The 20,684-nt window shown below is 67.5% G+C and carries 21 protein-coding genes; 13 read left to right on the top strand and 8 right to left on the bottom strand.

Annotated features, from left to right (window positions below; translation table 11 throughout):
* The first annotated feature begins 25 nt into the window (after nucleotides 1-25).
* A complete protein-coding gene (locus tag ABY44_RS35245) occupies nucleotides 26-1,015 on the top strand; it encodes a 2-hydroxyacid dehydrogenase (protein ID WP_060173869.1) in 990 nt (329 codons plus the stop codon).
* Entirely contained in the window at nucleotides 1,012-2,490 is a 1,479-nt protein-coding gene (gene rmuC / locus ABY44_RS35240) for a DNA recombination protein RmuC (RefSeq protein ID WP_060173751.1), read from the top strand. The genes ABY44_RS35245 and rmuC overlap by 4 nt, the downstream gene beginning before the upstream one ends.
* A gap of 88 nt (nucleotides 2,491-2,578) precedes the next feature.
* Here rmuC and ABY44_RS35235 read toward each other — a convergent pair whose 3' ends face one another.
* The 6 genes from ABY44_RS35235 to ABY44_RS35210 form a co-directional block, all read right to left on the bottom strand.
* Nucleotides 2,579-3,064, bottom strand: coding sequence for a GNAT family N-acetyltransferase (locus ABY44_RS35235; protein ID WP_027788021.1), 486 nt, complete (start codon nucleotides 3,062-3,064; stop codon nucleotides 2,579-2,581).
* Nucleotides 3,061-3,336, bottom strand: coding sequence for a hypothetical protein (locus ABY44_RS35230; protein WP_006401288.1), 276 nt, complete (start codon nucleotides 3,334-3,336; stop codon nucleotides 3,061-3,063). The genes ABY44_RS35235 and ABY44_RS35230 overlap by 4 nt, the downstream gene beginning before the upstream one ends.
* 39 nt (nucleotides 3,337-3,375) lie before the next feature.
* The gene (gene moeA / locus ABY44_RS35225; RefSeq protein WP_060173752.1) at nucleotides 3,376-4,674 is read right to left on the bottom strand and encodes a molybdopterin molybdotransferase MoeA; all 1,299 of its coding nucleotides are present in this window, start codon (nucleotides 4,672-4,674) and stop codon (nucleotides 3,376-3,378) included.
* Nucleotides 4,675-4,779: 105 nt separating this feature from the next.
* Nucleotides 4,780-5,397, bottom strand: a complete 618-nt coding sequence (gene mobA / locus ABY44_RS35220) for a molybdenum cofactor guanylyltransferase MobA (protein ID WP_060173753.1) — start codon at nucleotides 5,395-5,397, stop codon at nucleotides 4,780-4,782.
* A 26-nt stretch (nucleotides 5,398-5,423) separates the two neighbouring features.
* The gene (gene moaA, locus ABY44_RS35215) at nucleotides 5,424-6,536 is read right to left on the bottom strand and encodes a GTP 3',8-cyclase MoaA (RefSeq protein ID WP_021159709.1); all 1,113 of its coding nucleotides are present in this window, start codon (nucleotides 6,534-6,536) and stop codon (nucleotides 5,424-5,426) included.
* Between the two features lie 131 nt (nucleotides 6,537-6,667).
* Nucleotides 6,668-9,796, bottom strand: coding sequence for an Rne/Rng family ribonuclease (locus ABY44_RS35210; protein WP_060173754.1), 3,129 nt, complete (start codon nucleotides 9,794-9,796; stop codon nucleotides 6,668-6,670).
* A gap of 723 nt (nucleotides 9,797-10,519) precedes the next feature.
* Here ABY44_RS35210 and ABY44_RS35205 point away from each other — a divergent pair.
* Genes ABY44_RS35205 through ABY44_RS35190 form a run of 4 tightly spaced genes read left to right on the top strand, consistent with a single transcriptional unit; the run spans nucleotide 10,520 to nucleotide 13,598 of the window.
* Nucleotides 10,520-11,524, top strand: a complete 1,005-nt coding sequence (locus ABY44_RS35205; protein WP_027788017.1) for an RluA family pseudouridine synthase — start codon at nucleotides 10,520-10,522, stop codon at nucleotides 11,522-11,524.
* Between the two features lie 11 nt (nucleotides 11,525-11,535).
* Nucleotides 11,536-12,195: an HAD-IA family hydrolase gene (locus ABY44_RS35200; protein ID WP_027788016.1), complete on the top strand. Its 660-nt coding sequence runs from the start codon at nucleotides 11,536-11,538 to the stop codon at nucleotides 12,193-12,195.
* A complete protein-coding gene (locus tag ABY44_RS35195; RefSeq protein ID WP_021159704.1) occupies nucleotides 12,192-12,593 on the top strand; it encodes a Rieske (2Fe-2S) protein in 402 nt (133 codons plus the stop codon). The genes ABY44_RS35200 and ABY44_RS35195 overlap by 4 nt, the downstream gene beginning before the upstream one ends.
* A 12-nt stretch (nucleotides 12,594-12,605) precedes the next feature.
* Nucleotides 12,606-13,598: a S49 family peptidase gene (locus ABY44_RS35190; protein WP_027788015.1), complete on the top strand. Its 993-nt coding sequence runs from the start codon at nucleotides 12,606-12,608 to the stop codon at nucleotides 13,596-13,598.
* A 62-nt stretch (nucleotides 13,599-13,660) separates the two neighbouring features.
* On the opposite strand, the gene ABY44_RS35185 is transcribed toward ABY44_RS35190, so the two are convergent.
* Together ABY44_RS35185 and ABY44_RS35180 are read right to left on the bottom strand one after the other, a co-directional pair.
* Nucleotides 13,661-14,383 carry an SAM-dependent methyltransferase gene (locus ABY44_RS35185; protein ID WP_027788014.1) on the bottom strand — a complete coding sequence of 241 codons (723 nt, stop codon included), beginning with the start codon at nucleotides 14,381-14,383 and terminating at the stop codon, nucleotides 13,661-13,663.
* A complete protein-coding gene (locus tag ABY44_RS35180) occupies nucleotides 14,380-15,012 on the bottom strand; it encodes a Maf-like protein (protein WP_060173755.1) in 633 nt (210 codons plus the stop codon). Before ABY44_RS35180 ends, ABY44_RS35185 begins: the two co-directional genes overlap by 4 nt.
* A 221-nt stretch (nucleotides 15,013-15,233) precedes the next feature.
* Between ABY44_RS35180 and ABY44_RS35175 the strand changes: the two genes are divergently transcribed.
* The 7 genes from ABY44_RS35175 (at nucleotide 15,234) to acpP (ending at nucleotide 20,562) form a co-directional block, all read left to right on the top strand.
* Nucleotides 15,234-15,872 (top strand): DUF177 domain-containing protein, encoded by a 639-nt coding sequence (locus ABY44_RS35175; RefSeq protein ID WP_021159702.1) that lies wholly within the window; start codon nucleotides 15,234-15,236, stop codon nucleotides 15,870-15,872.
* 98 nt (nucleotides 15,873-15,970) lie between these two features.
* Nucleotides 15,971-16,150: a 50S ribosomal protein L32 gene (rpmF, locus tag ABY44_RS35170; protein WP_006051932.1), complete on the top strand. Its 180-nt coding sequence runs from the start codon at nucleotides 15,971-15,973 to the stop codon at nucleotides 16,148-16,150.
* Between the two features lie 129 nt (nucleotides 16,151-16,279).
* On the top strand, nucleotides 16,280-17,386 hold the full coding sequence (gene plsX, locus ABY44_RS35165; protein ID WP_027788012.1) for a phosphate acyltransferase PlsX: 1,107 nt from the start codon (nucleotides 16,280-16,282) through the stop codon (nucleotides 17,384-17,386).
* Nucleotides 17,387-18,376, top strand: coding sequence for a beta-ketoacyl-ACP synthase III (locus ABY44_RS35160; protein ID WP_027788011.1), 990 nt, complete (start codon nucleotides 17,387-17,389; stop codon nucleotides 18,374-18,376). It abuts the gene before it with no gap.
* An 83-nt stretch (nucleotides 18,377-18,459) separates the two neighbouring features.
* Nucleotides 18,460-19,392 (top strand): ACP S-malonyltransferase, encoded by a 933-nt coding sequence (gene fabD / locus ABY44_RS35155; protein ID WP_042975162.1) that lies wholly within the window; start codon nucleotides 18,460-18,462, stop codon nucleotides 19,390-19,392.
* Between the two features lie 36 nt (nucleotides 19,393-19,428).
* Complete coding sequence (fabG, locus tag ABY44_RS35150) at nucleotides 19,429-20,178, top strand: 3-oxoacyl-ACP reductase FabG (RefSeq protein WP_006476504.1); 750 nt, start codon at nucleotides 19,429-19,431, stop codon at nucleotides 20,176-20,178.
* Between the two features lie 144 nt (nucleotides 20,179-20,322).
* Nucleotides 20,323-20,562, top strand: coding sequence for an acyl carrier protein (gene acpP, locus ABY44_RS35145; RefSeq protein ID WP_004197638.1), 240 nt, complete (start codon nucleotides 20,323-20,325; stop codon nucleotides 20,560-20,562).
* Nucleotides 20,563-20,684 lie beyond the last annotated feature (122 nt).

The following is a 20,684-nucleotide window of genomic DNA, read 5'->3' as shown; positions in this document are numbered from 1 at the left end:
CCGCCCGCGGCATGCGGAGATGGCGATGCAGAAGATCCTGGTCGCGCGTCCGATCTTTCCGGACGTGATCGAGCGGCTCAAGCAATATTTCGACGTCGACTGGAACAACGGCGACGCACTCGCGCCCGGCGCGCTCGCCGCGCGTCTGGCCGACAAGGACGGTGCGTTGACGGCCGGCGATCCGGTCGGCGCGGCCGAGCTCGCCGCCGCGCCGCGCCTGCGCGTCGTGGCGAACATGGCGGTCGGCTACAACAACTTCGACATGGCTGCGTTCAACGCGGCGAACGTGCTCGGCACCAACACGCCCGACGTGCTGAACGAGTCCACCGCCGATTTCGGCTGGGCGCTGATGATGGCCGCCGCTCGCCGGATCGCCGAATCCGAGCACTGGCTGCGCGCCGGCCACTGGCAGAAGTGGGCTTACGACGGGTTCCTCGGCAGCGACATCTACGGCTCGACGCTCGGCGTGATCGGAATGGGGCGCATCGGCCAGGCGCTCGCGCGCCGCGCGCGCGGCTTCGGGATGCAGGTGATCTATCACAACCGGTCGCGTGTCGCGCCCGAGATCGAGGCCGAGCTGAACGCCGAATACGTATCGAAGGATGCGTTGCTCGCGCGCGCCGATCACGTCGTGCTCGTGCTGCCGTACACGCAGGAAAATCACCATACGATCGGCGCGGCCGAACTCGCGAAGATGAAGCCCACCGCGACGCTGACCAACATCGCGCGCGGCGGGATCGTCGACGACGCGGCGCTGGCCGTCGCGCTGCGCGACGGGACGATCGCCGCCGCCGGCCTCGACGTGTACGAAGGCGAGCCGACGGTGCATCCGGCGCTGCTCGAGGTGCGGAACGTCGTGCTGACGCCGCATATCGCGAGCGCGACCGAAAAAACGCGCCGCGCGATGGCGAACCTCGCCGCCGACAACCTGATCGCCGCGCTGGGCGAAGGGCCGCGCGCGGGGCGGCCGCCGAATCCGATCAACCCTGACGTGATCGGGAAGCCGCGCGCATGACGATGACGTTGTTGCTTGCGGCGGTCGTCGTGCTGGCCATCGCGCTCGCGGTGGCGATCGTCGCGCTCATGCGTGGCGCTGGCCGTCACGATGATACGGCCGTACTGGGCGACCAGATCGAGGACGCCGCGCACGCGCAGGCGCGCGCGGTCGAGCGGCTCGAACGCGAATTGCGCGGCGAGATCGTCGAGAACGCGCGCGGCTCGCGCACCGAGCTGGCCGGCAGTTTCGCCCAGCTTCAGCAGACGCTCGCCGCGCAGCTGACGAGCGTGGCGACCGTGCAAAACAACCAGGTCGAGGGCTTCGCCCAGCAGCTCGGCAAGCTCGTCGCCGGCAATGCGCAGCAGTTCGACGCGATGCGCGAGAGCCTGCAGCGTCAGGCGCAGCAGGCGCGCGAGGAGCAGACGGCCGCGCTCAGGCTGTTCGGCGACACGTTGAACCGGCAGCTCACGCAACTGACCGAGGCGAACGATCGCCGGATCGGCGAAGTGCGCGCGACGCTCGAACAGCGGCTGAAGGAAATCGAGACGAACAACGCGGCGAAGCTCGAGGAGATGCGCCGCACCGTCGACGAGAAACTGCACGCGACGCTCGAGCAGCGGCTCGGCGAATCGTTCAAGCTCGTGTCGGACCGGCTCGAGCAGGTGCATCGCGGGCTCGGCGAGATGCAGACGCTCGCGGCGGGCGTCGGCGATCTGAAGAAAGTGCTGACCAACGTGAAGACGCGCGGCACCTGGGGCGAAGTGCAGCTCGAGGCGCTGCTCGAGCAGATGCTGACGCCCGAGCAATACGCGAAGAACGTCGCGACGGTGCCGAAGAGCAGCGAGCGCGTCGAGTTCGCGATCCGGCTGCCGGGGCGCGATGCCGGTACGCGCGACGCGCCGCCCGTGTGGCTGCCGATCGACGCGAAATTCCCGCGCGAGGATTACGAGCGGCTGATCGACGCGCAGGAGCGCGCCGATGCGGTGGCGGTCGAGGAAGCGGCCCGCGCGCTCGAAGCGCGCGTGCGGCTCGAGGCGCGCACGATCGCCGAGAAGTACGTCGCGCCGCCGCACACGACCGATTTCGCGCTGTTGTTCCTGCCGACCGAAGGGCTCTATGCGGAGATCCTGCGTCGCCCGGGGCTGACCGACCTGCTGCAGCGCGACTATCGCGTGACGGTGGCCGGCCCGACGACGCTCACCGCACTGTTGAACAGCCTGCAGATGGGTTTCCGCACACTCGCGATCGAGCAACGGTCGAGCGAGGTGTGGCAGGTGCTCGGCGCGGTAAAAACGGAATTCGGCAAGTTCGGCGACGTGCTCGCACGTACGAAGGCGCAGCTCGAAACGGTCACGCGCTCGATCGAGTCCGCCGAGCAGCGTACGCGCGTGATGAACCGCAAGCTGAAGCAGGTCGAGGCGCTGCCGGGCGACGCGGCGGCCGGGCTGCTCGGTGCGGAAGGTAGCGACGGCGCCGATGCGGACGACGCGTGACGCGTGTTGCCGATACCGGCCGGAACGAAAACGGGCGCCGCGGCGCCCGTTTTTTCATGCAGCGACTGCCGGTGCGGCCGCGATGCGCTCAATGCCCGGCGAGCGTGTCCAGCGCGTCGCCCGTCACGCGAACGATGCGCCAGTCGGGCAGCACGGTGGCGCCCATCTTCTCGTAGAAATCGATCGCAGGCTGGTTCCAGTCGAGAACCGACCATTCGAAGCGCCCGCAACGGCGCTCGACGGCCAGGGCCGCGAGGTGACGCAGCATCGCGGTGCCGAGGCCCGTGCCGCGTTGAGACGGCTGCACGTACAGATCCTCGAGATAGAGGCCGCGACGGCCGAGGAACGTCGAATAATTGTGGAAGAACAGCGCATACGCGACGATCGCGCCGTCGTGTTCGGCCACCCGTGCCTCGGCGGCAGGCCGCGCGCCGAACAGTGCGTCGGCGAGATCGGCCTCGGTCGCGACGAACAGGTGCGTGAGCTTCTCGAATTCGGCGAGCTCGCGCATCAGCGCGAGGATCGCACCGACGTCGCTCGCTTGCGCCGCACGGATCAGCGGCGTGCCGCTCACGCTTCCTCCGGCGGATCGGACAGCACGATCTCGATGCCGCCGAAGCGCGATGCGACCCAGTTGTACGCGTGGCACGCGATCCACAGCAACACGAAGCCGAGGATGGCGTTCAGCAGCAGCGCGCTCAGGATCGTGCTCAGTTCGACCATCCCGTAACGAACGTAGGCGACGAGAATGCCGAGCAGCACGATCGGCACGCTGAACGTCAGGTAGACGAGGATCAGCGCCTTTGCGGTCTGCCCCGCGGCGATCGACGAAATTTGTTTCTTCATGTGCGGATTGCCCCCGTAGAGATATACCGATAGTGGAATTCAGATCAGGCCGTCGAACGGCAGGATGTCGACCGGGGTGCCCGCGTCGACTGCCGCGGTATCGTGGCCCAGGACGATGAAACAGTTGGCGGCCGAGAGGCTGCTCAGCGACGCGGAGCTCTGCGAGCCGGCAGGTGCGACGTGCCAGCGGCCGTCGGCGGCGCGTGTCGCGATGCCGCGCAGGTAGTCGGTGCGGCCCGGGCGCGTCTTCAGCGCATGCGTGCTGAGTGCCGTATGCATCGCCGGCGGCTGGGCCTGCGCGCCGGCCAGCGTCAGCAGTGCGGGGCGCACGATCGCGTAGAACGTCACGGCGGACGCGACCGGATTGCCGGGCAGGCCGAAGAACAGCGCGCGACCGGTGCCACCGGGCGCGCGTGCGAGCGTGCCGCACGCGAGCGGCCGGCCGGGACGCAGCGCGAGGCTGGCGAACGTCACGTCACCGAGCCGTGCCATCACGTCGCGCGTGAAATCGGCTTCGCCGACCGATACGCCGCCGGACGTGATCACCGCGTCGGCCTGCGCGGCGACGGCGTCGCGCAATGCGGCTTCGAGCGCGGCCGGGTCGTCGCGGACGATCCCGAGGTCGACCGCGTCGACATGCAGTCGTTCGAGCATCGCGATCAGCATCCCGCGATTGCTGTCGTACAGTGCGCCGGGGCCGAGCGGTTCGCCGGGCTCGCGCAGTTCGTCGCCGGTGGAGAACACGGCGACGCGCACGCGCCGGCGCACCGTGACCTCGGTGATGCCGAACGACGCGAGCAGGCCGAGATCGGACGGTCGCAGGATGCGGCCCGCGGCGAGCGCGCAGGCGCCGCGCGCGAGATCCTCGCCGGCCTTGCGGCAGTTCGCGCCGCGCGCGATGTCATGTGCGACGAAGCGAATCGTGTCGCCGTCGGCGCGCACGCGTTCCTGCGGAATCACCGTGTCGCATCCGGCCGGCATCGGCGCGCCCGTCATGATGCGCACGCATGATCCGGCCGCCACGGTGCCGTCGAACGGATGGCCGGCGAGCGCGGTGCCGGCGACCGTCAGCGCGACATCCGCTTGCGGCGCCGCGTGCGTGCCGGTGCTGCCGTCGAACGCGTAGCCGTCCATCGCCGAGTTGTCGTACGCGGGAATGTCGAACGGTGCGTTCACGTCGGCCGCGAGCACGCGGTCGAGCGCATTGCGCAGCGCCACCGCCTCGCACGCCGCGACGGGCACCGCAAAGCGGCACGCGAGTGCCTGCGCGTCGGCGAGCGACAGCGGGGCATCGGAATCGGGGGCGCTTCGGGAGGCGGGCGAGGATTGCGTGGTCATCAGTCGGACTGCGCCGCAAGGCGTATCGGGTTCGTGGCCGGTGGCGCGAGGAGGGTGCCTGGGCGCGGGTTTCGCGTGCGGCGGGCGGGAACCGCGCGAGTGCCGTCAGCGGCGGGCCAGCGCGGCGAGTTCCTGCCAGGAGTTGGCATTGTAAAACGCACGCTCGTCGTGAAACTCGACTTCGACCGTCTTGTGGCGTGCGTACCACGCACGCACCTTGCGGTCGCCGGCCGCGAGCCGGGCGGCGAGATCGTCGGCCAGCGACGTGCGCAGCAGCGCGAACGTCGGCTGCGGCGAGCGCGCCTGCTGCGCGTCGACGGTCACTGCCATGGCGATGTCGGCCTGCTGCGCGTCGAGCGCCGCGAGCAGCCGTGCGACGAGGTCGGCGGGCAGGTAGGGCGTATCGCATGGCGAGCACGCGGCGAGCGGCGCGCGTGCCGCCCGCATGCCGGCGAGCAGGCCCGCGAGCGGGCCGGGGAAGTCGGGCGTTTCGTCCGCGACGATGCGCGCGTCGAACGGCGCACCGAGTTCGGCATAACGATCGGCATGGCGATTCGCGCTGATCAGCGTTTCGTCGACCTGTGGCGAGAGACGGCGCAGCACGTGCAGCGCGAGCGGCGTGCCGTCGAGCAACTGCAGGCCCTTGTCGACGCCGTCCATGCGCGTGGCCCGCCCGCCTGCGAGCAGCAGGCCGGCGATCGAGGGAGAGGTGGAAGCGGGCATCGCGAGAAGGCGGAGGGCAGCGTGCGTCAGCCGCCGATATACGACATCTCGACACGCTTGCCTGCGCCGTCGGGCACGGTGTCGGCAGACGCGCTGCCGCGCAGCTGCGAATAACGGTCGGTGCGGGCCTGCCAGATGCGGGCGATCGCGGTCGCGATCTCGGCGTCGCTCGCGCCGCCGCGCACGAGTGCGCGCAGGTCGTGGCCCGTCGACGCGAACAGGCACAGGTACAGCTTGCCTTCGGTCGACAGCCGCGCGCGCGTGCAGTCGCCGCAGAAGGCCTGCGTGACGCTCGAAATCACGCCGAGTTCGCCGCTGCCGTCCGCGTAGCCCCAGCGCTGCGCGGTTTCTGCCGCCGTGTGCGGCTCGAGCGGTACGAGCGGGAAGTGTTCGGCGATGCGTGCGATGACGTCCGCCGACGGCAGCACCTCGGTCATGTTCCAGCCGTTCGACGTACCGACGTCCATGTACTCGATGAAGCGCAGGATCACGCCGGTACCGCGGAAACGCTCCGCCATCGGCAGGATCTCGCTGTCATTGGTGCCGCGCTTCACGACCATGTTGACCTTGACCGGCGCGAGGCCCGCGGCCTGGGCGGCGAAGATGCCGTCGAGCACGTCGGCGCTCGCGAACTCGGCATCGTTCATGCGCTTGAACAGCGTATCGTCGAGCGCGTCGAGGCTGACCGTCACGCGCGTGAGCCCGGCGTCCTTCAGCGCGCGCGCCTTGCGGGCGAGCAGCGAACCGTTGGTCGTGAGCGTCAGGTCGAGCGGGCGGCCGTCATGCGTGGTCAGGCGGGCGAGGCGCTCGATCAGGAATTCGAGATTCTTGCGCAGCAGCGGCTCGCCGCCCGTGATGCGGATCTTCTCGACGCCATGTGCGACAAAGAGTCGCGCCACGCGTTCGATTTCCTCATGCGTGAGCAGCGCGCTGTGCGGCAGGAACGGGTAGTCCTTGTCGAAGACAGCGCGCGGCATGCAGTACACGCAGCGGAAGTTGCAGCGATCCGTCACCGAAATGCGCAGGTCGCGCAGCGGCCTGGCGAGCGTGTCGGCCAGCGTGCCGTCCGGGGCGTGCGCGACGCCGGAGACGTCCGGCATCCCGCTGACGTCGGCGAGAGGAATGATGCGTCGGGACATGTTGAAAGAAGTGCGAACCAGGCCTCTATTTTAGCCGCAAGCGGCGGGCCGGGCCGGTGGGCGGAAACCCGCAGCGCGGACGTGAAAAAGCCCGCCGGAGGCGGGCTTTTCCTGGTCGGGCGATGTGCCGGTCAGTGATGCGTCGTTTCGACCTGCTGCATCGGGGCCGTATCGACCGGCGGCAGTGCCTTGCGTTCGCGCGGCACGCGAGCCGGACGCGGGAGTCGCGACGCGGCTTCCTGCGCGGCGGCGAACTTGTCGGCGTCCGTGTTCACCCAGACGAGACCGGCCTGCTCCAGCACGACATCCAGGCTCGCCGAAGCGGGCGCGGCTGCCGGTTGTGCGGGAACCGGTGCCGGTGCTGCGACGGCCTCGACCGGCGCAGCTTCGACCGGTGCCGGCTCGACAGCCGCCGGAGCGACTTCGATCGCCACGGCCGGTGCGGCTTGCTCGACGGGCGCGGACTGCGGTGCTTCGACCGCGGCAGGCGCTGCCGGCACTTCGAACGCGTCCGTCGGCGAAACCGCGACCGGAGCCGGACCGGCTTCCGTTTCGACGGCCGGTGCGACCGGAGCCGGTTCTGCCGCGTGGGCAACAACCGCCGGTTCGACCGGAGCCGCTTCGACGTGTACCGTTGCCGGCTGCGGCTCGACAGCGGCCGGCGCAACCGGTTCGGCGTGGTGCTCGACCGCTGCTTCGGCGACGACGGCGCCTGCCGCAGCCGCGGCCACGACGACTGCCGGTGCGGCCGTGTGGGCCGGTTCGGCAGCAGCCGGTGCTTCCGGCGTCACGGCTTGCACGGCGGTTTCGCCATCTGCGCCTTGCTCGGCGTGGTCGACGACTGCGCCGTCTTCCTCGCGCTCGCGGCGACCGCCGCGGCGGCCGCGACGGCGACGGCGACGTTCCTCGCCATCACGCGCGCCGGCTTCCGCGTCGGCTGCCAGCTCGGCGCCGGGCAGGGCCTCGGCGACGGCCTTGTCGGCGTCCGGTTCCGGATGCGTTTCGCCACGGTTGACCGTTTCGAGCGTAGCCGCATGCTGGGTCGGCTTGCGGCGCTCGCCGCGCTCGCGACGTTCCTGACGCTCGCCACGGCCGGCGGCTTCGACGCCTTCCGGCTGCTCGGCACGCTCGCGCGGTTCGCGGTTCTCGCGCGGTTCACGGCTTTCACGCGGCTCGCGGCCTTCGCGCGGGCCACGGCCCTCGCGACCTTCGCGACCCTCACGGCCTTCGCGGATCTCGCGACCTTCACGCGGCTCACGGCCCTCGCGCGGTTCGCGGTTCTCGCGCGGCTCACGTGCTTCACGCACTTCCTTGCCTTCGCGTTCCTGGCGTTGCTGCTGGCCGCGGCCTGCCGCTGCCTGGTCGCGTCCGCCTTGTGCCTGCTGGGCGCCGCCGCGACGGTTGCGGTTGCGATCGCCGCCGCGTTCGCCGCGTTGCTCGGACTTCTCGGCGCGTTCGCCGCGAGCCGGGCGGGCTGCCTGCTCCTTCGCCGGTGCCGGGGCAACCGGTGCGGGCGCCGGAGCCGGCGCCACGCCGAACAGGCCCTTCAGCCAGCCGATGAAACCGCCGCTTGCCGGCGCGACGGGCGCGGGCGCGGCAACGGGTTCGACCGGACGCTGCGGTGCCGGGCTCGGCGCCGGACGCTCGGGCGTGATGCCCTTGACCGCGGCTTCCTGCTTCGGCTTCACTTCCGCCGCGCGCTTGCTGTAGCCGGTTTCCGACTCGAGTTCGCGGGCCGCTTCCTCGGCCATCTTCCAGGATGCGCGCGGATCGTCGAGACGTGCGTCGTCGTGGCGCAGGCGCTCGAGCTTGTAGTGCGGCGTATCGAGGTGCTTGTTCGGGATCAGCACGATGCCGACCTTGAAGCGCGACTCGATCTTGTTGATTTCCTGACGCTTTTCGTTGAGCAGGAAGGCGGTCACCTCGACCGGCACCTGGCAGTGGATCGCCGCGGTGTTTTCCTTCATCGCTTCTTCCTGAATGATCCGCAGGACCTGCAGCGCGGACGATTCGGTATCGCGGATGTGGCCGGTGCCGTTACAACGCGGGCAGGTCACGTGGCTGCCTTCCGACAGGGCCGGACGCAGGCGCTGGCGCGACAGTTCCATCAGGCCGAAACGGGAGATCTTGCCCATCTGGACGCGCGCGCGGTCATGCTTGAGCGCGTCTTTCAGGCGCTGCTCGACTTCGCGCTGGCTCTTCGCCGATTCCATGTCGATGAAATCGATCACGATCAGGCCGCCGAGGTCGCGCAGGCGGAGCTGGCGGGCGACTTCGTCGGCCGCTTCGAGGTTCGTGCGGGTCGCCGTTTCCTCGATGTCCGCGCCCTTGGTCGCGCGCGCCGAGTTCACGTCGATCGCGACGAGCGCTTCGGTGTGGTCGATCACGATCGCGCCGCCCGACGGCAGCGGCACCGTACGCGAGTACGCGGTCTCGATCTGGTGCTCGATCTGGAAGCGGGAGAACAGCGGCACGTCGTCGTGGTAGCGCTTCACCTTCGCGACGTTGTCCGGCATCACGATATCCATGAATGCACGGGCCTGATCGTGGATCTCGTTCGTATCGATCAGGATTTCGCCGATATCGGGCTGGAAATAGTCCCGGATCGCGCGGATCACGAGGCTCGATTCCAGGTAGATCAGCATCGGCTGGCCGGCGTTGCCGCTTTGCGACGCCGCTTCGATCGCGCGCCACAGTTGCAGCAGGTAGTTCAGGTCCCACTGCAGTTCCTCGGCGCTGCGGCCGATGCCCGCGGTACGGGCGATCATGCTCATGCCGTCCGGAATCTGCAGTTGCGCCATCGTTTCGCGCAGTTCCTGACGCTCGTCGCCTTCGATCCGGCGCGACACGCCGCCGCCGCGCGGGTTGTTCGGCATCAGCACCAGGTAGCGGCCGGCGAGCGAGATGAAGGTGGTGAGGGCGGCGCCCTTGTTGCCGCGCTCTTCCTTTTCGACCTGGACGATCAGCTCCTGGCCTTCGCGCAGCGCATCCTGGATGCGCGCGGAGCGCATGTCGATGCCTTCCTTGAAATACTGGCGGGCGACTTCCTTGAACGGCAGGAACCCGTGGCGGTCTTCGCCGTAATTGACGAAGCACGCTTCGAGCGACGGCTCGATACGGGTGATGACACCTTTGTAGATATTGCCTTTGCGCTGTTCGCGCCCGGCGGTTTCGATGTCGATGTCGATGAGCTTCTGCCCATCGACGATGGCGACGCGCAGCTCCTCCTGCTGCGTCGCATTGAACAGCATGCGTTTCATGAACGGCTCCAGGCGGCTCCGCTGCCGGCGCCTCGCGGTTGTCAGTCGCGAGGGCGGGAACGACGGCAGGCCGCACCTTGTTGTGTTGTCACAAGCACGCTGGAGCGGGAACGATGGCGGGGAGAATTGCCTGAAGAGGCGCTTGGGCCCCGAAAGACGGGGCCGGCGGCCGTAGGGCACCTGCGAATACGGCTTCAAAGCACGGCGTTCACACACCGCACGCTGCACAAGCGCGCTAAGCCTGAGTCCGGGCATTGCCACGGGCGCGCGCAATGCGTCGCGCGCGCCGACGGGCGGCAGATGCTGCGGCTTGGGCCGCAGCGGGGAGTATCGAATCCAGCCCGACTTTCCCGCTTGGGGTGTACTTCCCTGGTTTGACGTCGCCAAGTCCCGCACGCTTCGCGGAACCAAATCGGGCGCAACGCCGTAATTTTCGCAACCGGCAGCTTGCGGACGCACTTCGCGCCGTCTGGCTGCCGATCAAATTCTTTTCAACCAACTTTCCGTTACCGCGGCACCTTGCCGACCGAATCCGCCTGTGGGCGCGATCCTTGCCGGCGAGCGGTGCCGTGCGTGCAACTTGCTGCATCTCTTTGATTAGGGGCGAGCAGCGGACCCCCGGCGCAAGTAAAATAGCGGTTTGCGCTTGCGCCTTGCCCGATTCGGTCGGGGCCGGCCGGTCAGGCCACCCACAACGTCAAGCTGGGCAAAATTATATTCAGTATGAATGAGTTAGGCAAAATATCCCAGAATTCGGTCGCAAGCGGCCAGGTATCGATGATCGAGATCGACGAAAACTCGGCCGGTCAGCGGATCGACAACTTCCTGTTGCGCGTCTGTAAAGGCGTGCCCAAAAGCCATATTTACCGGATCCTGCGCAGCGGCGAAGTGCGTGTGAACAAGGGCCGGATCGACGCGCAGTACCGTCTGGCCCTTGGCGACATCGTTCGTGTGCCGCCCGTGCGCGTGGCGGCGGCGGACCTCGCGCGCGCCGACACGCCCGTCGTGCCGCCCGCGAATTTCCACGTGCTGTACGAGGACGACGCGATGCTCGTCATCGACAAGCCGGCGGGGGTCGCGGTCCACGGTGGCAGCGGCGTCGCGTTCGGCGTGATCGAGCAGATGCGCCAGGCGCGCCCGCGTGCGAAGTTCCTCGAACTCGTGCACCGGCTCGACCGCGAGACGTCCGGGATCCTGATGCTCGCGAAGAAGCGCACGGCGCTGGTGGGCCTGCACGAGCAGATTCGCGAGAACCGGATGGACAAGCGCTACTTCGCGTGCGTGCACGGCGAATGGCAGCCCGACTGGGGCCGCCGTCGCGCGGTGAAGGCGCCGCTGTTCAAGTATTCGACCCCGGAAGGGGAGCGCCGCGTGCGCGTGCAGGACGACGGGCTGCCGTCGCATACGGTGTTCAACCTCGTCGACCGCTGGCCGGACTACGCGCTCGTCGAAGCGGAACTCAAAACGGGTCGGACCCATCAGATCCGGGTGCATCTCGCCCATCTCGGCCTGCCGATCGCCGGCGACGCCAAGTATGGCGATTTCGCACTGAACAAGGCGCTGGCGCGCGCGAATGCGCAGCCGTCGTTGAAACGGATGTTCCTGCATGCGCACCGGCTGCGGCTCGCCCACCCGCTGACCGGCGAGGCGCTGCAGTTCGATGCGCCGCTGCCGGACGAATGCCGGCGCTTCCTCGACCAACTCAGCGCATTGCGCGATACCGCCTGAACCTGAACCGCATGGCTCGACAGCAATTTGACCTGATCGTCTTCGACTGGGACGGCACGCTGATGGATTCGACTGCGCACATCGCGCACAGCATCCAGGCCGCATGCCGCGATCTCGGCCTGCCCACGCCGTCCGACGAGGCGTCGCGCTACGTGATCGGCCTCGGCCTGCGCGACGCGCTGCAGATTACCGCTCCGACCCTCGATCCGTCCGACTATTCGCGGCTCGCCGAGCGCTACCGCTACCACTATCTGCTCGACGACCAGCGCATCGAGCTGTTCGCCGGCGTGCGCGAACTGCTCGCCGAGCTGCGCGACACCGGTTATCTGCTCGCGGTGGCAACCGGCAAGGGCCGGGTCGGGCTGAATCGCGTGCTCGACCAGTCGAAGCTGACGAGCCTGTTCGATGCGACGCGCTGCGCGGACGAGACTTTCTCTAAACCCCATCCGGCGATGCTGCATGAGCTGTCCCGGGAACTGGGGCAGGATCTTTCTCGCACCGTGATGATCGGCGACACGACGCACGACCTGCAGATGGCCGCGAGTGCCGGGGCGGCCGGCGTCGGTGTCGCTTACGGCGCGCACACGGCCGATGCGCTGGCTGCGCTCACGCCGCGCTTCGTCGCGCCGGACGTCGAAGCGCTGGCCGCGTGGTTGCGGGAGCACGCATGAGCGCGGCGCCGGACGCGATGCGTGTGTGCGCATCGGATGCCCTCGCCGACGGCGGTGCCGGCGTGCGCGTCGACGCGACGCTGCGCGGCGAGCAGGCCGTCGTGTTCTTCGTGCGCTACGAGGGGCGCGCATACGGTTACCTGAACCGCTGCGCGCATGTGCCGATGGAGCTCGACTGGGCCGAAGGGCAGTTCTTCGAATCGTCGGGCCTCTACCTGATGTGCGCGACGCATGGCGCGATCTACGAGCCGAACACCGGCAAGTGCGTCGGCGGCCCGTGCCGGGGCGGCCGGCTGCGGCCTGTCGAGGTCGACGAGCGCGACACGGCCGACGGGCGTGCGGTATTCTGGGTGCCCGACGCCGACCTGCGTCCCGCCGTTTCCGCCACGACCGACTGACGACAACACCGCATGGCCGACCAACCGAATTCCCCGGATTCCTCCTCCCGTCCCGACAGCCGTGAACCGAACTGGGAGCGTGCGGCGCTCGAGCGGATCGCGCTCGCGGCCGTCAAGGAGCAGCGCGCGGCACGGCGCTGGAAGATCTTCTTCCGCTTCGCGTTCCTCGGCGTGTTCGTGCTGCTTGCGTTCGCGCTGATCGATTTCTCGAGCGATGCGAAGTTCTCGGCGAGCGGGCGGCATACGGCGCTCGTGACGATCGACGGCGAGATCGCCGCCGGCGTCAACGCGAACGCCGACGACATCAACACGGCGCTCGACGCCGCGTTCGACGACGACGGTACGGCCGGCGTCGTGCTGCGGATCAACAGCCCGGGCGGCAGCCCGGTGCAGGCCGGGATGGTCTACGACGAGATCCGGCGGCTGCGCGCGAAGCATCCGGACAAGCCGCTGTACGTCGTCGTGACCGACATGTGTGCATCGGGCGGCTATTACATTGCGTCCGCGGCCGACAAGATCTTCGTCGACAAGGCGAGCATCGTCGGGTCGATCGGCGTGCTGATGGACGGGTTCGGCTTTACCGGCCTGATGGGCAAGCTCGGCGTCGAGCGGCGCCTGCATACGTCGGGCGAAAACAAGGGCTTCTACGACCCGTTCTCGCCCGACACGCCGAAGATGGACGCGCATGCGCAGGCGTTGCTCGATCAGGTGCACGCGCAGTTCATCAAGGCGGTGAAGGATGGCCGCGGCAAGCGGCTGCACGAGACGCCCGACATGTTCTCGGGCCTGTTCTGGACCGGCGAGAAGAGCGTCGAGCTCGGGCTCGCCGACGGCTTCGGCACGACCGACACGGTCGCGCGCGACGTGCTGAAGGCGCCCGATCTCGTCGACTATACGGTGAAGGAAAGCCTGACGAACCGTGTCGCGCGCAAGTTCGGCGCGGCCGTCGGCGGCGCCGCGATGAAGGCGCTGACGGCCGGCGGCGCGTCGGTCAGCCTGCGCTGACCGGAAGCGGGCGGGTCGCGATGGCCCGCCGATCGGCTGCCGGGCAGCCGCCGGTCGCGGCTTCAGTTCGCCAGCAGCAGGAAGATCGCAGGACGCTTGTGCAGATTCGGCGCAGGCGCCTTTTTCCAGTCCGTCACGGTGCGGCTCGCGATCGTCTCGGTCGCGAGGGTCAGGTCGGCCGCGACGCAGATCTGCGTCGACGGTGCGCAGGTCGCGACGAGCGTGTCGAGCATCGCCTGATTCCGGTACGGCGTTTCGATGAAGATCTGCGTCTGGCGCGCCTTGCGTGACAGCTGCTCGAGTTCGCGCAGGCGTTTCGCGCGCGCGGCCGCGTCGACCGGCAGGTAGCCGTTGAACGCGAAACTCTGGCCGTTCAGGCCCGATGCCATCAGCGCGAGCAGGATCGAACTCGGCCCGACGAGCGGCACGACCTTCACGCCGCGCTCGTGTGCGCGGCGCACCAGCAAGGCGCCGGGATCGGCGACGGCCGGGCAGCCGGCTTCGGATACGAGGCCGGCGTCCGCACCGGCCAGCACGGGCGCGAGCAGCCGGTCGATCTGGCCGGCCGGCGTATTGACGTTCAGTTCGCTGATCTCGATTTCCTGGATCGGGCGCGTCGTGCCGATCTTCTTCAGAAACGCGCGCGTCGTCTTAGCGTTCTCGCCGATGTAATAGCCGAGCGTGCCGGCGCGTGCCTGCACGGCCGCGGGCAGGACGGCCGCGAGCATCGATTCGTCGCCTTCGCCGAGCGTGTTCGGAACGAGATAGAGCGTGCCGGCCGTCATGTGCGGTCTCCACGGGTGGTTGCAAACAGCGGATAGTCGGCGGCGCGCAGCATCCGCGTGAGCGCGATCAGCGGCAGGCCGACGAGTGCCGTCGGGTCGTTCGAGTCGATCGCGTCGAGCAGCGCGATGCCGAGCCCTTCCGACTTGGCGCTGCCGGCGACGTCGTACGGCGTTTCCGCGCGCAGGTACGCATCGAGTTCGACCTCGGGCAGCGAGCGGAAACGCACGCGCGTGACGACGTCCTCGACCTGTGCTTCGCCCGTGCGGCTGTCATACAGGCAGAGCGCGCTGTGGAATTCGACTTCGCGGCCCTGCATCGACACGAGTTGCGCGAGCGCGCGCTCATGCGTGCCGGGTTTGCCGATCTGGAGCCCGTCGAAGGTCGCAACCTGGTCGGACCCGATCACGAGCACGCCGTCCGGCGCGTCGATCGTCGCGGCGACGGCGCGCGCTTTCGCGCCCGCAAGGCGCAGTGCGGTCGCGGCCGGCGTCTCGCCGTCGCGCGGGGTTTCGTCGAGGTCGGGCGACACGACGTCGAAGGGGATGCCGAGGCGCTCGAGGAGCGCGCGGCGGTAGCGTGAACTGGAGGCAAGAATCAGCCGCGGCGGGCGGCAAACGGTATCCGGCATGGTCGGTGGGATTGGTGAGTCGTCGGGTGTTGCGCAGCGTTGCTGCGGACGCAAGCTTAAGTGATTGACTGCAAAAGGTAAAACAGGTATGCTTTCCCGCTTTTCGTCGGCAGGCTTCCGTTGTGGTGGCGCCTGCCGGGTCTTCGGAAGTAAAGTACGGTCACCCGTACGCGAGCGGCACCAAGCCGGATCCGCAAGTCAGCCTGTAGGCAGGAGCGCACATGAACACTTCTTCTGGCAAACCTGCTGCGGCGCCACTTGATCCGCATGCAGTCGACCTGTTCGAGTTTGCCCGCAGCGGGCGGCAGGCAGCAGGCGCGGTGCACCTCTCGCAACTGCCGCGCATGTTAAACGAAGTGCCCGCGGACGCGCCAGATCGCGACACGGTCTTCACATGGCAGGCAGAAGGGTTCACCCAGAAGGAGTTGCAGGACGACGGCGCCGACGGGCAGCAGCCGTATCTGCGCCTCGCGGTGCACGGTCATGCGTGGCTCACGTGCCAGCGCTGCATGACCCCGTACGACCAGACGTTCGACGTCGACATGACGTACCGGGTCGTCGCGACCGAAGAAGAAGCTGAAGAATTTCCGCTCGACGACGATGAAGCCGATGTGATCGTGGGCTCACGCCAGTTCGATCTCGTCGACTTGATCGAAGAGGAATTGCTGCTTTCGTTGCCGCTCGTGCCCAAGCACGAGGTTTGCCCGGCAGTTCACGAAAGCCTCGTGTCGGGTGCGAGCGGTCCCGCGGAAGAGACGGACGAGGAGTCCGACGAAGCCGGGGACGAAGGCAAACGGCCGAATCCGTTCGCGGCGCTGGAAGCGCTGAAGAAGGGCGGTGACGGCACCAAGAAACACTAAGCAGTTGTGGCGCGGGAAGGCGTAAAGGCTTTGGGCCAGGGTAGTTAAGCGCCGGATCGGGCTGTGTTAGAATCCGGAAAATTATTTAGGAGTTAGTCATGGCAGTCCAGCAAAACAAGAAGTCGCCGTCGAAGCGCGGCATGCATCGTTCGCACGATTTCCTGACGGCAGCGCCGCTGGCAGTCGAGCCGAGCACGGGTGAAGTGCATCTGCGTCACCACGTCAGCCCGAACGGCTACTACCGCGGCAAGAAAGTCGTCAAGACGAAGAACGACTAAGCGTCAAGTCACGCGTTGCGCGCTACGTTTGCCGTTCGCGTGACAACTGGTTCGCTTGACACTTTCCTGGCTCAACAAAAAGGCGGCATTCAACTGCCGCTTTTTTGTGCCTGAAATTCGTCGCATTCCATGACCGTAAAGCTCACAATCGATTGCATGGGAGGCGACCACGGCCCGTCCGTGACCGTTCCCGCGGCAGTCAAGTTCGTCCGCGCGCATCCCGATGCGCACCTGATGCTCGTCGGCATCGAAAGCGCGATCCGCGCTCAGCTGAAAAAGCTGAAAGTCCTCGACGATCCCGCGCTGACCATCGTTCCCGCCACCGAAGTCGTGGCGATGGACGACCCTGTCGAAGTGGCGCTGCGCAAGAAGAAGGATTCTTCGATGCGCGTCGCACTCAACCACGTCAAGGAAGGCGCGGCGCAGGCCTGCATCTCCGCCGGCAATACCGGCGCGCTGATGGCCGTTTCCCGTTACGTACTCAAGACGCTGCCCGGCATCGAGCGGCCCGCGATCGCGTTCGCGCTGCCGAACCCGACCGGCTACACGATGATGCTGGATCTCGGCGCGAACGTCGACTGCGAACCGCAGCACCTGCTGCAGTTCGCGGAAATGGGGCACGCGCTCGTGGCTGCGCTGGAAGGCAAGGAGCGTCCGACGATCGGCCTCTTGAACATCGGCGAAGAGATGATCAAGGGCAACGAGACGATCAAGCGCGCAGGCGAACTGCTGCGCGCCAGCACGCTCAACTTCCGTGGCAACGTCGAAGGCAACGACATCTACAAGGGCACGGTCGACGTGATCGTGTGCGACGGCTTCGTCGGCAACGTCGCGCTGAAGACGTCCGAGGGGCTCGCGCAGATGCTGTCGGACATCATCCGCGAAGAGTTCGGCCGTTCGCTGATGTCGAAGCTGATGGCGCTGCTCGCGCTGCCTGTCCTGATGCGTTTCAAGAAGCGTGTCGATCACCGCCAGTACAACGGCGCGGCGCTGCTGGGGCTGAAGAGCCTCGTGATCAAGAGCCATGGTTCGGCCGATGCCTACGCGTTTGAGTGGGCAATCAAACGCGGGTATGATGCCGTCAAAAACGGCGTGCTGGAGCGCCTCACGCGTGCGATGGCGGATAATTCGGTGTCGCTCGGCGACGGCGAACACAACGCGGGCGGCGCGGGCCATGCAAGCCCCGCCGCAGGCCATCACGCCGAACCTTCCGCTGCGCAATCCTCTAAAGCATAAATGGCCCAATCGACTCTCTATTCCCGCGTGCTCGGCACGGGCAGCTACCTGCCGCCCGACCGCGTCACGAACCAGCAGTTGACCGATCGTCTTGCGAAGGAAGGCATCGAGACGAGCGATGAATGGATCGTTGCGCGCACGGGCATCCATGCGCGCCATTTCGCCGCACCGGACGTCACGACCAGCGACCTCGCGCTCGAGGCGTCGCGTCGCGCGATCGAGGCCGCCGGCATCGATCCGCAGTCGATCGACCTGATCATCGTCGCGACTTCGACCCCCGATTTCGTGTTCCCGAGCACCGCGTGCCTGCTGCAGAACAAGCTCGGCATCAAGAACGGCGGCGCGGCCTTCGACGTGCAGGCCGTGTGTTCGGGCTTCGCGTACGCGATGGCGACGGCCGACAGCTTCATCCGCAGCGGCCAGCACCGCACCGCGCTCGTGGTGGGCGCGGAGACGTTCTCGCGCATTCTCGACTTCAAGGACCGCACGACCTGCGTGCTGTTTGGCGACGGCGCGGGCGCGGTGATCCTGTCCGCGTCGGAAGAGCCGGGCGTGCTCGGCAGCGCGCTGCACGCGGACGGCAGCTACTCGCATATCCTCTGCACGCCGGGCAACGTCAACCGCGGCGTGATCGAAGGCAGCGCGTTCCTGTACATGGACGGGCAGGCCGTGTTCAAGCTCGCGGTCAACGTGCTCGAGAAGGTCGCGATCGAGGCGCTTGCGAAGGCGAATCTCGCGCCCGAGCAGATCGACTGGCTGATTCCGCACCAGGCCAATATCCGCATCATGACCAGCACCTGCCGCAAGCTCGGCCTGCCGCAGGAGCGCATGGTCGTGACGGTCGACCAGCACGGCAACACGTCGGCCGCGTCGATCCCGCTGGCGCTCGACACCGCGGTACGCGACGGTCGCATCCAGCGTGGCCAGCACGTGCTGATCGAAGGCGTCGGCGGCGGTTTCACCTGGGGCGCGTCGGTCTTCCGCTATTGATCCGCGGCGCGCGACTGCTGCGCGCGGATCCCACCGGCGCGCCATTCGTGCGCGCCGTCCGAATCGATTCAATTGGGGACGATATGAAATTTGCATTCGTATTTCCGGGGCAGGGCTCGCAGGCGGTCGGCATGCTCAACGCATTCGCCGATCTGGCCGTCGTGCGCGAGACGCTCCAGGAAGCGTCCGATGCACTCAATCAGGATCTCGGCAAGCTGATCGCCGAAGGCCCGGCCGAAGAGCTGAACCTCACCGCCAACACGCAGCCCGTGATGCTGACCGCGGCCTATGCGTGCTATCGCGCGTGGCAGCAGGCGGGCGGCCCGGCGCCGTCGATCGTCGCCGGCCACAGCCTCGGCGAATACACGGCGCTCGTCGCCGCCGGCGCGCTCGCGTTCAAGGATGCCGTGCCGCTCGTGCGCTTTCGCGCGCAGGCGATGCAGACGGCTGTGCCGGTCGGCCAGGGCGGCATGGCCGCGATCCTGGGGCTCGATGACGACACGGTGCGTGCGGTATGCGCGGAAGCCGCGGAAGCGGGCGTCGTCGAAGCAGTGAACTTCAATGCACCCGCACAGGTCGTTATCGCAGGCAACAAGGCCGCGGTCGAAAAGGCCTGCGAGATCGCGAAGGCGAAGGGCGCGAAGCGCGCGCTGCCGCTGCCGGTGTCGGCGCCGTTCCATTCGTCGCTGCTCAAGCCGGCGTCGGATCAGTTGCGCGACTACCTCGCGAACGTCGACGTGAAGGCGCCGCAGATTCCGGTCGTCAACAACATCGACGTCGCCGTGGTCAGCGATCCGGCCGCGATCAAGGACGCGCTGGTGCGCCAGGCCGCGGGCCCGGTGCGCTGGGTCGAGTGCGTGCAGCACATCGCAGGCACAGGCGTCACGCACGTGATCGAATGCGGTCCGGGCAAGGTGCTCGCCGGCCTGACGAAGCGCATCGACGGCAACCTGACGGGTGCGTCGGTGTTCGATCCGGCGTCGCTCGACGAAGCGCTCAAGCTGGTGACCGCCTGACGCGGCGCCTTTTCTCAAGAGACGGATATTCGATTCATGGACAAGACTCTCGATAAACAGGTTGCGATCGTTACCGGCGCATCGCGCGGCATCGGCCGTTCGATCGCGCTCGAACTCGCGCGCCTGGGCGCGACGGTGATCGGCACGGCGACGAGTGAGTCGGGCGCCGCAGCGATCACCGCGGCGTTCGCGGAAGCGGGCGTCACGGGTCGCGGTGCGGTGCTGAACGTCAACGACGCGGCAGCCGCCGAGGCGCTGATCGACGCGACCGTGAAGGAATTCGGTGCGTTGAACGTGCTCGTCAACAACGCGGGCATCACGCAGGACCAACTCGCGATGCGGATGAAGGACGAGGACTGGGACGCGGTGATCGACACCAACCTGAAGTCGGTGTTCCGCCTGTCGCGCGCGGTGCTGCGCCCGATGATGAAGGCGCGTGGCGGCCGCATCATCAACATCACGTCGGTGGTCGGCTCGGCCGGTAACCCGGGTCAGGTCAACTACGCGGCCGCGAAGGCCGGCGTCGCGGGCATGACCCGTGCGCTCGCACGTGAAATCGGCAGCCGCGGTATCACCGTGAACTGTGTGGCGCCGGGCTTCATCGACACCGACATGACGAAGACGCTGCCGGAGGAACAGCAGGCCGCGCTCAAGACCCAGATTCCGCTCGGCCGCCTCGGCAGCCCGGAAGACATTGCCCATGCCGTCGCGTTCCTCGCATCGCCGCAGGCCGGTTACATCACCGGTACGACGCTGCACGTGAACGGCGGCATGTACATGTCGTAACGATTTTCGTTTACCATCCGCGCCGTATCCCGTTTTTCAGGCGGATCGGCGCTTGATCGACCATCAAGCCAACGCGCGTTTTGGCGTCAGCAAACCTGATAAAATGCGCGCACTTGTAAATCTGAACTTTCCCTCGGAGGGGTAATGGACAACATCGAACAACGTGTCAAGAAGATCGTCGCTGAACAACTGGGCGTCGCGGAAGCCGAGATCAAGAACGAAGCTTCGTTCGTGAACGACCTGGGCGCCGACTCGCTCGACACCGTCGAACTGGTGATGGCTCTCGAAGACGAGTTCGGCATGGAAATCCCGGACGAAGAAGCAGAGAAGATCACGACCGTTCAGCAAGCGATCGACTACGCTCGCGCAAACGTCAAGGCGTAACAGGCGCCTTTCGCGCTTGTCCGCCACGTCGCCGCGATCTTCGCGATTGACGCGCCATCCTGCCGGCCTCGCGCCGGACGGACTAACAGCCACAGGGCTCGCAGGGCTGGTTCCTGTGGCCA

Source organism: Burkholderia sp. ZZQ-2 (assembly GCF_050768715.1).
Lineage (GTDB): Bacteria > Pseudomonadota > Gammaproteobacteria > Burkholderiales > Burkholderiaceae > Burkholderia > Burkholderia cepacia.
The sequence above is the reverse complement of the archived record's forward strand: the minus strand, read 5'-3'. Positions and strand labels throughout refer to the sequence as shown.

Coding starts and splice junctions, on each gene's coding strand:
- ABY44_RS35245 (WP_060173869.1), top strand. CDS start 26: ATGCAGAAGATCCTGGTCGCGCGTCCGATCTTTCCGGACGTGATCGAG.
- rmuC (WP_060173751.1), top strand. CDS start 1,012: ATGACGATGACGTTGTTGCTTGCGGCGGTCGTCGTGCTGGCCATCGCG.
- ABY44_RS35230 (WP_006401288.1), bottom strand. CDS start 3,336: ATGAAGAAACAAATTTCGTCGATCGCCGCGGGGCAGACCGCAAAGGCG.
- moeA (WP_060173752.1), bottom strand. CDS start 4,674: ATGACCACGCAATCCTCGCCCGCCTCCCGAAGCGCCCCCGATTCCGAT.
- mobA (WP_060173753.1), bottom strand. CDS start 5,397: ATGCCCGCTTCCACCTCTCCCTCGATCGCCGGCCTGCTGCTCGCAGGC.
- moaA (WP_021159709.1), bottom strand. CDS start 6,536: ATGTCCCGACGCATCATTCCTCTCGCCGACGTCAGCGGGATGCCGGAC.
- ABY44_RS35210 (WP_060173754.1), bottom strand. CDS start 9,796: ATGAAACGCATGCTGTTCAATGCGACGCAGCAGGAGGAGCTGCGCGTC.
- ABY44_RS35205 (WP_027788017.1), top strand. CDS start 10,520: ATGAATGAGTTAGGCAAAATATCCCAGAATTCGGTCGCAAGCGGCCAG.
- ABY44_RS35200 (WP_027788016.1), top strand. CDS start 11,536: ATGGCTCGACAGCAATTTGACCTGATCGTCTTCGACTGGGACGGCACG.
- ABY44_RS35195 (WP_021159704.1), top strand. CDS start 12,192: ATGAGCGCGGCGCCGGACGCGATGCGTGTGTGCGCATCGGATGCCCTC.
- ABY44_RS35190 (WP_027788015.1), top strand. CDS start 12,606: ATGGCCGACCAACCGAATTCCCCGGATTCCTCCTCCCGTCCCGACAGC.
- ABY44_RS35185 (WP_027788014.1), bottom strand. CDS start 14,383: ATGACGGCCGGCACGCTCTATCTCGTTCCGAACACGCTCGGCGAAGGC.
- ABY44_RS35180 (WP_060173755.1), bottom strand. CDS start 15,012: ATGCCGGATACCGTTTGCCGCCCGCCGCGGCTGATTCTTGCCTCCAGT.
- ABY44_RS35175 (WP_021159702.1), top strand. CDS start 15,234: ATGAACACTTCTTCTGGCAAACCTGCTGCGGCGCCACTTGATCCGCAT.
- rpmF (WP_006051932.1), top strand. CDS start 15,971: ATGGCAGTCCAGCAAAACAAGAAGTCGCCGTCGAAGCGCGGCATGCAT.
- plsX (WP_027788012.1), top strand. CDS start 16,280: ATGACCGTAAAGCTCACAATCGATTGCATGGGAGGCGACCACGGCCCG.
- ABY44_RS35160 (WP_027788011.1), top strand. CDS start 17,387: ATGGCCCAATCGACTCTCTATTCCCGCGTGCTCGGCACGGGCAGCTAC.
- fabD (WP_042975162.1), top strand. CDS start 18,460: ATGAAATTTGCATTCGTATTTCCGGGGCAGGGCTCGCAGGCGGTCGGC.
- fabG (WP_006476504.1), top strand. CDS start 19,429: ATGGACAAGACTCTCGATAAACAGGTTGCGATCGTTACCGGCGCATCG.
- acpP (WP_004197638.1), top strand. CDS start 20,323: ATGGACAACATCGAACAACGTGTCAAGAAGATCGTCGCTGAACAACTG.